This window comes from Collimonas fungivorans, assembly GCF_001584145.1.
Taxonomy (GTDB): domain Bacteria; phylum Pseudomonadota; class Gammaproteobacteria; order Burkholderiales; family Burkholderiaceae_D; genus Collimonas; species Collimonas fungivorans.
Genome location: NZ_CP013232.1, coordinates 3575165 through 3587710 on the forward strand (window position 1 = coordinate 3575165; position 12546 = coordinate 3587710).

General features: G+C 61.8%; 9 protein-coding genes and 1 pseudogene. 3 read left to right on the forward strand and 7 right to left on the reverse strand.

What is annotated here, in order from left to right:
- Nucleotides 1-78 precede the first annotated feature (78 nt).
- From imuA to CFter6_RS15310, 3 genes and pseudogenes are all read left to right on the forward strand, one after another.
- The gene (gene imuA / locus CFter6_RS15300; protein ID WP_082814810.1) at nucleotides 79-864 is read left to right on the forward strand and encodes a translesion DNA synthesis-associated protein ImuA; all 786 of its coding nucleotides are present in this window, start codon (nucleotides 79-81) and stop codon (nucleotides 862-864) included.
- Nucleotides 797-2288: pseudogene (locus CFter6_RS15305) on the forward strand (Y-family DNA polymerase). The gene imuA and the pseudogene CFter6_RS15305 overlap by 68 nt, the downstream one beginning before the upstream one ends.
- 196 nt (nucleotides 2289-2484) lie before the next feature.
- A complete protein-coding gene (locus CFter6_RS15310) occupies nucleotides 2485-5649 on the forward strand; it encodes an error-prone DNA polymerase (RefSeq protein WP_061540661.1) in 3165 nt (1054 codons plus the stop codon).
- Nucleotides 5650-5652: 3 nt separating this feature from the next.
- Here the strand turns inward: CFter6_RS15310 and CFter6_RS15315 are convergent, their stop codons facing one another.
- From CFter6_RS15315 to rarD, 7 genes are all read right to left on the reverse strand, one after another.
- On the reverse strand, nucleotides 5653-7029 hold the full coding sequence (locus CFter6_RS15315; RefSeq protein WP_061542391.1) for an MFS transporter: 1377 nt from the start codon (nucleotides 7027-7029) through the stop codon (nucleotides 5653-5655).
- A gap of 106 nt (nucleotides 7030-7135) precedes the next feature.
- Nucleotides 7136-7765, reverse strand: a complete 630-nt coding sequence (locus CFter6_RS15320; protein WP_061540662.1) for a glutathione S-transferase family protein — start codon at nucleotides 7763-7765, stop codon at nucleotides 7136-7138.
- Nucleotides 7766-7844: 79 nt separating this feature from the next.
- Nucleotides 7845-8537: an HAD family hydrolase gene (locus CFter6_RS15325; protein ID WP_061540663.1), complete on the reverse strand. Its 693-nt coding sequence runs from the start codon at nucleotides 8535-8537 to the stop codon at nucleotides 7845-7847.
- Nucleotides 8538-8702: 165 nt separating this feature from the next.
- On the reverse strand, nucleotides 8703-10052 hold the full coding sequence (locus tag CFter6_RS15330) for a sensor histidine kinase (RefSeq protein WP_061540664.1): 1350 nt from the start codon (nucleotides 10050-10052) through the stop codon (nucleotides 8703-8705).
- A complete protein-coding gene (locus CFter6_RS15335) occupies nucleotides 10042-10728 on the reverse strand; it encodes a response regulator transcription factor (protein ID WP_061540665.1) in 687 nt (228 codons plus the stop codon). Before CFter6_RS15335 ends, CFter6_RS15330 begins: the two co-directional genes overlap by 11 nt.
- Nucleotides 10729-10748: 20 nt before the next feature.
- Entirely contained in the window at nucleotides 10749-11540 is a 792-nt protein-coding gene (locus tag CFter6_RS15340) for a MipA/OmpV family protein (RefSeq protein WP_061540666.1), read from the reverse strand.
- 103 nt (nucleotides 11541-11643) lie between these two features.
- On the reverse strand, nucleotides 11644-12546 hold the full coding sequence (gene rarD, locus CFter6_RS15345; RefSeq protein ID WP_061540667.1) for an EamA family transporter RarD: 903 nt from the start codon (nucleotides 12544-12546) through the stop codon (nucleotides 11644-11646).

Consider the following 12546-nt stretch of genomic DNA (forward strand, 5'->3'; position numbering starts at 1 on the left):
CGCGAATCGGATTTATACTGTACATACATACAGTATAATATTTCTCCGCTTACGTTTTTACCTAAATGTCATTTAGTCATGTCCATGCCCGCCAGCGCCCCATCCAGCATTTCCGCCGCCGCCCAATCGGTCGTGGCGACCTTGCCGCATGCCTTGTGGCGCGCAGACCAGATGGGTTCTTACCAGGGTGTGGTCACGGCCTCCGGCCATCCCTCGCTGGACCGCGAGTTGCCGAACGGCGGCTGGCCGCATTCGGCATTGATAGAGTTGCTGCTGCAACAGGCCGGCAGCGGCGAAATACGCCTGTTGCAGCCGGCGCTGGCGCGCATCGCCAGTCAGCGCCGGATCGTCTTGCTGCAGCCGCCGCATCTGCCGCAGATCGCAGCCTGGGATGGCGCCGGCCTGGCCAGTGGACAACTGCTGTGGATCAAGGCGGCGCGCAGCGCCGATGCGCTGTGGTCGGCGGAACAGGTATTGCGCAACGGCAGCTGCGGCGCGCTGCTGCTGTGGCAATCGCATATCCGCGGCGAAGCTTTGCGCCGCTTGCACCTGGCGGCCCAGGCCAGCGACACCATGCTGTGGCTGCTGCGGCCGCTGAGCGCCGCCCACGAATCCTCGCCCTCGCCTTTGCGCCTGGCACTGCGGCCGGCGCGCAACGGCGTCGAAATCCAGCTGCTCAAGCGCAAGGGACCGCAGCACGAACAAGCGTTTTACCTGCCGCTGACGGCAACCGTGGCCGAAACCGATGCGGCCACGGTCCAGGCCGTTCCGCCACATTCTTTTGCCGCACCCGACCATGACACTCTGGATAGGCATACACCTGCCGTCGCTGGCGCTGGAAACATTGCGCCCGCGCTGGTCTGAACCCTGCATGCTGGCCGTGCTGGAGCATGACCAGGTGCTGGCCATGACCGCCAGTGCGGAAGCCAGCGGCGTGCGGCCTGGCATGCGCCGCGGCGGCGTGCTGGCGCTGGCGCCGCAGGCGCAGTTGTGCGAGCGTGATGCGGTACGCGAACAAGGCGCGCGCAACGATATCGCGCTGACCCTGCTGCAATACACGCCGGAGGTGGCGCATGCCGAGGAGGATTCGCTGCTGCTCGACGTCAGCGCCAGCCTGAGCGCTTTCGGCGGCCGCCTGGCGCTGTGCCGCCGCATCCGCGACAGCATCCAGGCGCTGGGCTTCACCCCGCACGTCAGCATGGCGCCAACTGCCCAGGGCGCGTGGCTGCTGGCGCGCTATCGCTGCCAGGCCAACACGCCGGCCTGGCCCGGCAGCGCCGCTGCTTGCGGCTGGCCAGCCTGCAGCGGCGGCTGGATAAATTGCCGTTCGCGATCCTGCTGGCGGCGCGCCCCTACCAGGATTGGCTGGCCGGCATCGGCTGCCAGACCCTGGCCGATTTGCGCAAGCTGCCGCGCGCCGGCTTGCAGCGGCGCAGCGACAAGCACATCCTGGAAACCCTGGATCGCGCCTATGGCACGGCGCCGGAGGTATTTGAATGGGTGCAGCCGCCGCAGGCATTCAGCGCCTGGCTGGAACTGCCGGACCGCATAGAACATGCCGAGGCCGTGCTGTTTGCGGCACGCCGCCTGATCCTGCAAATGATAGGCTGGCTGGTGGCGCAACAGCTGGCGGTATCGCGCTTTCTGCTATCGATGGAACATGAGCGCGGACGCCAGGCAATCACCCCACGCCGCTGGAAATCGCACTGGGCGAACCAGCCTGGCATGAAGAACACCTGCTGCGCCTGCTGAAAGAAAGGCTGGGCCGGCTGCAACTCGATGCGCCCGTGATCGCCTTGCGTTTACAGGCAACCCAGGTGGCGCCGATGCTGCCGCCGACCGCTTCGCTATTTCCCGAACCAGGCGGCACGCCCGGCGCCTACGCTCGTCTGCTGGAGCTGCTGAGCGCGCGGCTCGGCAGCGAAAATGTCTTGCAGCCGGCCGCCCTGGCCGACCACCGGCCGGAAATCGCCAACGCCTGGCAAGCCGCTGCCGACAGTCAACGCCTGCTAGCGCCAGACGATGCATTGCGCCGCATCCGGCCGCAACGGCCATTCTGGCTCCTGCAACAACCGTTGGCCTTGATGTTCCGCAAGGACCGACCGTTTTACGGTTCGCCCTTGCGCCTGCTGTCAGGGCCAGAGCGCATCGAATGCGGCTGGTGGGATGGCCCGCCGACCGTGCGCGATTACTTCGTGGCGGAAGGTGCAGAAGCCGCTTGTTACTGGATATATCGCGAGCGCGATGGCGATGACATCCACTGGTTCCTGCACGGCTTGTTTGCCTGATTAGTGTAGTGTTTCGTACGTAATGGCATTTAAGAAATGGCGTATTTTCGTGCCAGGCTAGGCGGATGGCCGCCCCGCGCGAACCGGAGCGATAGTGGACTATCGCGAGGATTTGCAACAACGCATGGCGCGAAAAGACGCGGTCGGCTAGACGCCGTTTATTAAGGGTCATTATGTGCGAAACACTACACTAGATATGAAAGAAAATCCTTCGCTGGCACCGCCGTCGATCGTGCTGCCGGAATACGCCGAACTGCAGTGCGTCTCGAATTTCAGCTTCCTGCGCGGCGCTTCGCATCCCGAGGAACTGGTGGAGCGCGCTGTCCAGCTCGGCTACGCGGCGCTGGCGATTACCGACGAATGCTCGCTGGCCGGCGTGGTGCGCGCCCATGTCGAGGCCAAGCAACATGGACTGCCGTTGCTGATCGGCAGCCAGTTCCAGCTGCATGAGGCCGACGGCAGCCCGGCGTTTTCCCTGATCGCGCTGGCGCAGAACCGCGAGGGTTACGGCAACCTGTCGGAACTGATCACGCTGGCGCGCAGCCGCGCCGACAAAGGCCACTACCTGCTCAGGCCGCAAGACCTCGACGCTCCCGACAGCGCCAACGCCCACCTGCGCCAGCTGCCCGATTGCCTGCTGATCCTGCTGCCCGTGCATGGTATCGACACCGAGACCCTGGCACGCCAGGCGACATGGCTGAACAGCACCTTTCCCGGCCGCGCCTGGATCGGCATGACCATACTGCACCAGGTCGGCGACGAGCAGCAACGCGCCGTGATTGAACAGGTCGCGCGGCAGCTCGGCTTGCCGGTGGTCGCTACCGGCGATGTCTGCATGCACCGCCGCTCGCGCAAGCCGCTGCAGGATACACTGACCGCGATCCGGCTCGGCAAGCCTGTCGCCGCCTGCGGTTACGCATTGGCGCCGAATGCCGAACAGCATCTGCGCGCCCGGCTGCGGCTGGCCAACCTGTATCCGGCGGCGGCCCTGGCCGAAACAGTCAGGATCGCCGGCAAATGCAGCTTCTCGCTGGATGAACTGAAGTATGAATATCCGGATGAAATCGTGCCGCCAGGACATACTCCGGCCAGCTATCTACGCCAGCAAACCTATATCGGCGCACGCAGCCGCTTCTCCGACGAAATCCCGGCCATGGTGCAGCGGCAGCTGGAAGATGAACTGGACCTGATCCAGGAGCTGAAATACGAAGCTTATTTCCTGACCGTCTACGACATTGTCCAGTTTGCCCGCAGCCAGGGCATCTTGTGCCAGGGCCGCGGCTCGGCCGCCAACTCGGCGGTCTGTTATTGCCTCGGCATCACCGAGGTCGATCCGGCCCAGAGCACCTTGCTGTTCGGCCGCTTCATCAGCCGCGAGCGCAATGAACCGCCCGACATCGATGTCGATTTCGAACATCAGCGGCGCGAGGAAGTGATCCAGTACATTTACGAAAAATACGGCCGGCGGCGGGCGGCGCTGACCGCGGTGGTCATCAGCTATCGGCCGCGCAGCGTATTGCGCGATGTCGGCAAGGCGCTCGGCGTCGATCCCGGCCTGGTCGACCAGGTCGCCAAATCGCAGCGCTGGTGGGACGACAAGCAGCAGCTGCAGCAGAATTTCGGCGAACTCGGCATGGCTGCCGATACCGCGATTGCAGAACAATGGGCCGATCTGTCGCATACCCTGATGGGATTTCCGCGCCACCTGTCGCAGCATCCTGGCGGTTTCGTGATTTCGCGCGGCAAGCTGTCGCGGCTGGTGCCTATCGAAAACGCGGCGATGAAGGACCGCAGCGTGGTGCAATGGGACAAGGATGACCTGGATGCGGTCGGCCTGCTCAAGGTAGACATCCTGGCGCTCGGCATGCTGTCGATGCTGCAGCGGGCGCTGGCGATGGTGGCGATGCAGCGCGGTGAGACATTTGAAATGAAAGACATCCCGCGCGAAGATCCAGTGACTTACGACATGATTTGCAAGGCCGACACCATAGGCGTGTTCCAGATCGAAAGCCGGGCCCAGATGAGCATGCTGCCGCGCCTGAAACCGCGTAAATTCTACGACCTGGTGATCCAGGTCGCGATCGTCAGGCCAGGGCCAATCCAGGGCGGCATGGTCCATCCTTATTTGCAAAACAGGAAAAAGAAACCTGAAGAAATCATCTACCAAAAAAATTTGCAGCAAGCATTGGAACGCACCCTGGGCATACCTATCTTCCAGGAACAGGTGATGCAGATCGCCGTGATTGCAGCGGGTTTTACCGAGGGCGAGGCCGATAGCCTGCGCCGTTCGATGGCGGCCTGGAAGCGTAAAGGCGGCCTCGAAAAATTCGAACGCAAGCTGATCGACGGCATGACAGACAGGGACTACGACAAGAGTTTCGCCGAAGCCATCTACAGCCAGATCCAGGGCTTCGGCAAATACGGTTTCCCGGAAAGCCACGCCGCCAGCTTCGCCCAGCTGGCCTATGCCAGCTCCTGGCTCAAATGCCATGAGCCGGAAGCGTTCCTGGCGGGGCTGCTGAACAGCCAGCCGATGGGGTTCTATTCGCCGTCGCAGCTGGTGCAGGATGCGCGCCGGCATGGCGTGGAAGTGCTGCCGGTCGACATCAACATCAGCAACTGGGAAGCCGCGCTGGAACCGACATCGTCCGGCAGGCCCGCAGTCAGGCTGGGTTTCAACCTGGTGCGCGGACTGAACTCCGGGAATGTCGACGAGATTGAAGCGGCGCGCGCGGTGCGGCCGTTCACCGACCTCAAGGACATGGCTTTGCGCAGCGGCCTGAAACGCGACCAGCTGCAGGCGCTGGCCGCCGCCAATTCGCTCGCGCCGCTGGTCGGCAACCGCCGCCAGGCGTTGTGGCAGGCGCTGGTCAGCGCGCCGGATAAAGGCTTGCTCAAGCAGGCCCAGGTGGAGGAACAGGAGCTGCTGCTGGCCGAGCCGGCGGAGGAGGAGAACCTGCTCAACGATTACGATGCGCTGGGCCTGACCCTGGGCCGCCATCCGCTGGCGCTGCTGCGCCCGCAACTGAACGCACAGCGCTTCCGCTCGGCCGAAGTGCTGAATACTTTTCGCAGCGGCCAGCTGGCGCGGGCTTGCGGCATCGTCACGGTGCGTCAGCGCCCCGGTACTGCCAAGGGTGTGGTGTTCGTCACGCTGGAAGATGAAACCGGCACTGTCAACGTCATCGTCTGGCCCGACCTGGCGGACAGCCAGCGCAAGGAACTGCGTGGAGCGAAGCTGATGGGCGTCAATGGCACCTGGCAATCCCATGAGGGCGTCAGGCACCTGGTGGCCCAGCACCTGATCGACATGTCGCCCCTGCTAGGCAAGCTGTATACCAGCAGCCGCGACTTTCACTGAGGCTTAATCGGTCTTTGGATGAGGCATGTGCAAATGATCAGGATGCCGGTCGAGCAGCTGGTCGATGCCGGCGCCCGGATCTTCGGTGCCGTCTTCCTGGATCGCCACCTGGCGCTCGCGCGCGCTTTCATCATCCAGATCGCGCCTGCGCTGCCAGTTCACCGCCGCCAGCCCGCCCACGCCCAGCACCGCCAGGCAAGCCGCGGGCACCAGCATCGGCGTGACATTGCTATGCGTGAGCTTGCCCACGTACGGCATCAGGTTCTGTCCGAAAAATCCGCCCAGGTTGCCGATCGAATTGATCGCCGCGATGCTGGCCGCGGCCCGGGCGCCCTGGAAGAATTTCGGCGGCAAGGACCAGAAACAGGGATACAGCAAGGTGATGCAGGCCCCGCCTATGACCAGGGCGCCGAAACGCAGGGTGTTCGAATCGAGCAGCGCACTGGAAGTGAAGCATAGCAAACCCAGCAGGCCAATGACGGCGATCGCCTTGAACACCACCCGGTCATGGCGCAGCTTGCCCGGCAGCCACAGCAACAGCAGCACCGCCAGCCCCCATGGCATCATGTTCAGCAAACCGTTGATGGTGGAGCTGACGCCGAAGCCTTTCACCAAAGTCGGCAGCCAGTAGGTGACGCCGTACAGGGAAGTCGACATCAGCATATAGGTCGCGGCAAACAGCAGCACACGCAGGTCCCACAAGGCCGCCAGCGGATTGCCGCGGGTGACGTTGGCCGGCGTATCGCGTTGCATCATGTCGTTCAGCTTGGCTTTCTGCGCGGCTGACAGGAATTTGGCTTCGTCTATCGAACCGGGCAGGTACACCATCACCACCAGCGTCAACAGCACCGCCGGTGCGCCGGTTGCGATGAATACCCATTGCCAGCCTGCCAGGCCCAGCGTGCCGTTCAGGTTCAGCAGCAAACCGCCGACCAGGGCTCCCAGCATGTTCGCCAGGGCGCTGCCCAAGGTAAAGATGCCCAGCACGCGGGTGCGGTAAATCTGCGGAAACCACAGCGTCAGGTAATAAATCACGCCCGGATAAAACCCTGCTTCCGCCACGCCCAGCATGAAGCGCAGCACATAAAACATCGGCAGCGAACTGGTAAAGCCAAGCAGTATGGTCACCGCACCCCAGGTAAACATGATGCGCGCCAGCCAGACCCGTGCGCCGTATTTGTGCAAGGCCAGAGTGCTGGGGATTTCAAACAGCAGGTAGCCGATGAAAAACAGCGAAGCGCCGAGGCCGTAAGCCGCCTCGCTCATGCTTAAGGCATGCACCATTTCCAGCTTGGCGAAACCGACGTTCTGGCGGTCGATGAAGGACACCAGGAACATCACGATCAGCAATGGCATCAGGCGCCATGCCACTTTTTTCATCAACTGGTCTTCAGACAGCTCGGTTTGTGACTGCACGTTTAGTCTCCGTATATTGTTGGATTTTGCAAATCATGAAAGCATCGGCAGCGCATCAGCAGGAGAAGAATCAGCTATCCCAATGGCGGCGCCATACCGGCGCCACTTTGGGGTGTTTTTCCACCCTCTCGATCAGTTCGAAGAAAGCAGGCCGCACCTGCGCCAAATGAGGCCGTGCTCCCGACCATTTGGAAACGACGGCGGCCATCAGGTCCAGCGCGCCGAGCGAGGCGCCGTTCAGGAATGGCGAGGCAGGATAAGTATCGGCAAAAATTTCCCAATAACTGTGCAGGCGCGCACGCGTGCCCTCCCGGATCTGCTGTTTGACGGCATCGTCCGCATTGACGCACCAGCGCTCGGGAAAATCGATCACGCCGATCGCGGCGTAGCAGTTGGCGGCGATATATACCAGGCCCCTGATCGCCTGCGCGCGCTGTGCCGGATCGGCAGGCAGCAGCCCGGCCGCGGGATGGGCCAGGCCGAGATGGAGCAGGATGGCAGCGCTCTCGGTCAGGATGCCGCCTTCCGGCAGTTGCAGGGTGGGAATCTGCCCAAGGGGATTCAGCCGTTGCAGCTCAGCGAGCTCCGGACCGGGCTCCCAGGAAGCAGCGTCGACCTGGCGGTAAGGCAGCCCGGCCAGTTCCAGCGCCAGTTCGACCGCGGCCGAACCGGAACCCTTGAAGCCATACAATGTGTACATATGCCCTGTCCAATCCATCTTCTGGAAGACAAATTTTAACAGGGAGTGGCCTCACATAGGGTCCGTTAGTGCGGCGCCGTCAGACCGGATCGTTTAAACCCATGGCGTGCCGCACGCGTCCGCACAACTCCTCAGGCGAACGGGAAATGATTTCTTCCGGCACCAGGAATTTCTTGATCAGCCGCTTGTAGCTCTCGAAACCGTAGGAAACCATGAACGGATGCATGCCGGAGCCGATCGCGGCCAGGTAATCCTTGTGCTCGTCGCCGCAGATGCAGGCGCGCGCCGGGTTGATGTCCAAGCGCTCGCGGATAGCGCGGAACTCTTGCATCTTTTCCAGGTGCAGCGGAATGTGGGCGAAAAAATCGAGCGCATCGAGATCGATGTCATGGCGCCGGAACAACAGCCTCAGCGTCTGCTCCGGCTCGTTGGTCATGTTACGCGTGACCAGGCCGACCGCAATGTCCGGCGCGGCGATCAGGCTGCGCACCAGGTCCGCAATGCCGGGATACAGCTTCGCCTCTTCCCGGTAGACCTCGGTCAAGGTGACGATCAGCTGCTTGCGGCTCTGCTTGCCTATCTGTTTTTTCAGGTTGGAGGGGAATTCTTTCAATCCGCCCAGGTATTTGAACAGGCGGCGGCGTTTCTGGAACCTTTCTTCATCGCCGATCACCATGCCGTGCCGGGAAAACGTCTTGTCGATCGCGCTGTAGGCATCGATGGTGGTGCCGTCCGCATCGAGGATAATTAATCGTTTGCTATTGTTGTACATGGTTTATCCGTCAAGGAAAGCGATCGCAGCCGATGCAGCTGTAGCGGCCCCTCTGAACGCCGGTTGCAAGGCATCAACTTATAGCAGTCTTATGACAGGACGATGACTTTGACAGGGTAACCTTCCGGCCTGGCCTTGGGCTGCGCGTCGTCCGGATTGTTGCAGTCAACTAAAGACAACGATAAATTCCGCTCCGGGACGCTGGTCGCGCATGACGACCAGGCGCCAGCCGTGAACCAGCGAAATTTCCTTGCAAATCGACAGCCCCAGGCCGGCGCCTTCGTCGCGCCGGTTTGCCCCGCGCCAGAAACGCTTGAACAGCAACGGCACATTGTCGGCGGCGACGCCTTCGCCATGATCGCGAACAGCGATGTGGCCCGCGGTCACCGTGACGATTGCGCTGCTTCCGGCCGGAGAATGATGAATGGCGTTCTCCAGCAGGTTCTTGACCAGTACAAACAGTGCGCCGCTGTCGGCCATCAGCGGAATTTTCTGGACCGGCGAATTCAGTACAACGGAAACATTCAATCGATCCGCAAGCCGCCCCAGGTGCTCGACTGCGCTGACCACGACTTCTCCGGCATCCACTTTTTCAAACGTGAAATTCTTGCGGTCGCTAACTTCAGCCAGATGCAGCAGCTGGTGCACCTGGCGCGCCATGCGGTCGACGTCCTTCAGCAGCAGCTGGCGGTCAGCCGTGCCGTCGAGCTCGATTTGCCCGCGAATCAGGGCCAGCGGCGTCTTCAGTTCATGCGCAACCGTGGCAAGGAATTCCTGCTGCAGCCGATAGCCCAGTTCCAGGCGGTCCAGCGCCTTATTGAATGCGTCTATCAGCGGCACCAGTTCTTTCGGCACATCCATCGTCGACAAGCGGGAATCCAGGCTGTTGAATTCGATCCTGCTGGCCGCATCCGAGGCCACGCGCAACGGTCGCAGCGCGCGGTTGAATGTACCCCACACGACGCAGGTAAACACCAGGATGGCGATAATCACCGCGACGCCGGAGGCCATCATGAAAGTGGCGCTGTCGCTGCCTATGATGGCCTGGTGCATGCGCTCGCTGCGCGCAACCTGGATATAGTAGGTTTTATCGTTGAAGGAAACGGCTTGTGTAAATACATACAACGTTAATCCGGAGCGTCGCAGGACCAGGCTGCTATCGGCCGCGGTTTTAGGGTCGAAACGCGTGCCCTTGGCAAACAGGGGGATGGTTGCGCCATCGGAGGCGGTCAGCACGGCGCCCTTATCGTCGAGGATGCGGTAGATCGAGTCCTCTTTCAATGCTTCGTAAAGCAGCTGCATTTTCGAATTCAGGTCTACCCCGGACAGCTTGCCCGAGGCGTCAAAACGCATCCGCTCCTGGATCTTGTCGACATGCCTGAGCATCTCCCGCTTCAGCAATAACTCCGGCCCCCATTGGAATACCGCAGCCAGGCCAGCAGACACCACCAGGGCAATCACCACCAGCGTAGCCGCGGCGGAAATAATCAGTTTTTTCGACAAGCTATACGGCATCGGGCAGTTCCTGCAATGCAAAACCATACGCCCTGACGTTGGCGATCTCGACCGCGGAGTCTATCGCCAGCAGTTTTCGCCGCAGCCGGTGCAAGGCGACGTCCAGCGCGTTAGGGGTGACCGCATCGCCTACGCCCCAGGCCGCCATTTCCAAGGCGGTCCGGCGCACCGGCTGTCCACCCGCGCGCACCAGGCTCAGCATCAGCTGCAATTCCGAAGGCGCCAGCGACACCGAATCGTCGCGGTTGCGCATGCAGCTCGATTCCGGCAACACCTGCAAGCCCAGGTAAACCGAAACCGGGTTTTGCAATTGCGGCGGACGCCGCATCAAGGCGCGCACCCTGGCCACCAGCTCTTCCATCGAAAATGGCTTGGGCAGGTAATCGTCGGCGCCAGCCTCGAGGCCGGCCACCCGGTCATGCAAGGCGTCGAGCGCGGTCAGCATCAGGCATGGCGCCAGCACGCCCTTGGTCCGCAACTTGCGCACCAGGTCAAGCCCGTCGCCGTCCGGCAAGCCGCGGTCGATCACCAGCGCCGCATACGGAATCCGGGCAAAACCGTCGGCCGCATGGTCGATGCGGCCGTAGACGTCAACCTCGATGCCGACTGCCGCCATGGCCTGGCGAATCAGCTGCGCCATTCGCTCGTGATCTTCCAACAGGCCGATTCGGTTCATGGTTCGTATTTAGCGTAATACTAGAATTTATAAAGGTAGCCGACCCGAACGCTCGCCGCCGACGACTTGTCGACCAGCGGGCTGTCCTTGATGCCGGTACCGCGCTGCAGGTCGCCGACGTCGAGGATGATCATTTGATTGCGCGTCAGCGGATAATCCGCGCGCACGCCGAACTCGATGTTGGTGGTCGACTTGCCAGTATAAGCTGCGCGCTCGGCAGTGACTTCGTTTGCCTTGACGCCGTAGTAATAATTGACATATTTGCTGTCCATCCAGGTCGTGCTCAGGTGCGGCGTCAGCTGGAATCCTGCCATCGCAAACGAATGTTCGACGCCGAGTTTCACCGTATTGCCCTTGGTGCTGCCCGCGGTCAGCCATTCCAGCGACAACTTCGCATAAGGATTGTCCCAGGTGCCGGCCACCCCGCCCCATGCACTGCCCTTGCGTTCGTCCATGCCGTGCAATGCGTCCGAATCGCTGCCCTTGTAGCCGTCGTTCAATGCATATTTGGCGCGCAATGTGAAACTGAACTGGTCAACCGTCCCCAGTTTGAAGTCCAGCGTATTGCCGAAAAAATGGATCCAGCGGTTTTCATACAATACCAGCGGCAGGACAGAGATGTGATTGCTGACGCCGCGGTAAGGCCGGCTTTCAGAACCTAGGCCTATGCCCAGCCCCCATTGGGAAGCATCGGCAGAATGCGGCTCCTCCGCCAGGATCGGATCGGCATGGCTCAAACTCGCGGCGGCGCCAAGGACAGCGCCAATGATCGCTGCGAAGGCTAACCGGCTGGAAAACTTAAAATGATGCATGTTGACTCCACAAAGTGATTGAACGAATGGTCTGACGCTGACAAGCATGTTCAGCCATAAGCTCTTACCACTTACTTACTGGAGTCTTTAAAACCGGGAATATTTAACGGGGCGTTCCTTGCTTGCGCAACAGGCGCACACTATGCAGCGCCGTCAGCAGCACTGCGCACCAGATCGGAATATAGGTCGCCAGCTGTCCCGGCGCCATGGATTCGCCGAGGAAGACGATGGCGACGCCGACCAGCAATACCGGCTCGACGTAACCGAGGATGCCGAACAAGGCCATCGGCAGCAGTCGGCTGGCGCCCAGGTAGGCGCCGAGCGCCACCGTGCTCAGCAAACCCAGCCCCGGCAACAGGAACAGCCACATGTCCGGCCGCTGCGCCACCACCTGCCAGGAACCGCGCACATACAGCATGGCGACAGCAACCGGCAGCAGCAGCGCCATCTCCAGCGCGAACGCCACTACCGGATCGGCGTTGATCTTGCGGCGCAGGACAAAATAAGGCGGATAACCGAGCGCCACCACCAGGGTCGGCCAGGCAAAGCTGCGCGTGAGCCACAGTTCGTGCAGCACGCCGACCACGGCGCAGGCGACCGCCAGCCACTGGAATACATCCAGCCGTTCGTGATAGTAGAAACGGCCGACCAGCACCATCGTCAAGGGCAGCAGGAAATAACCCAGCGAGACTTCCAGCGCGCGGCCATGCAAGGGCGCCCACAGGAAAATCCAGAGCTGGACGCCAAGCAGCGCTACTACCACCAACAGTGCGGCGCAGGTCAAGGGTTCACGCGCCAGGCGGCGCAGCAAGGCGCGCGCCTGCGGCAGGCGCTGGCGCAGAAGCAGCAGCGCCAGTGCGCCGGGCAAGGTCCACACCACGCGCCAGGCGAAGATGTCGAGGCCGTCGAGCGGCGCCAGCAACCTGGTATAGCCGGACAACAAGGCGAACAGCATCGATGCGCCCACCGACAGACTGATGCCGCGCCCTATTTCATGTTGATTCAT

What these genes read in the sequence shown, in the direction of transcription:
- CFter6_RS15325 (WP_061540663.1), bottom strand. Translation starts at nt 8,537, where the DNA reads ATGTACAACAATAGCAAACGATTAATTATCCTCGATGCGGACGGCACC.
- CFter6_RS15335 (WP_061540665.1), bottom strand. Translation starts at nt 10,728, where the DNA reads ATGAACCGAATCGGCCTGTTGGAAGATCACGAGCGAATGGCGCAGCTG.
- CFter6_RS15330 (WP_061540664.1), bottom strand. Translation starts at nt 10,052, where the DNA reads ATGCCGTATAGCTTGTCGAAAAAACTGATTATTTCCGCCGCGGCTACG.
- CFter6_RS15320 (WP_061540662.1), bottom strand. Translation starts at nt 7,765, where the DNA reads ATGTACACATTGTATGGCTTCAAGGGTTCCGGTTCGGCCGCGGTCGAA.
- rarD (WP_061540667.1), bottom strand. Translation starts at nt 12,546, where the DNA reads ATGAATCAACATGAAATAGGGCGCGGCATCAGTCTGTCGGTGGGCGCA.
- CFter6_RS15340 (WP_061540666.1), bottom strand. Translation starts at nt 11,540, where the DNA reads ATGCATCATTTTAAGTTTTCCAGCCGGTTAGCCTTCGCAGCGATCATT.
- CFter6_RS15310 (WP_061540661.1), top strand. Translation starts at nt 2,485, where the DNA reads ATGAAAGAAAATCCTTCGCTGGCACCGCCGTCGATCGTGCTGCCGGAA.
- imuA (WP_082814810.1), top strand. Translation starts at nt 79, where the DNA reads ATGTCCATGCCCGCCAGCGCCCCATCCAGCATTTCCGCCGCCGCCCAA.
- CFter6_RS15315 (WP_061542391.1), bottom strand. Translation starts at nt 7,029, where the DNA reads ATGAAAAAAGTGGCATGGCGCCTGATGCCATTGCTGATCGTGATGTTC.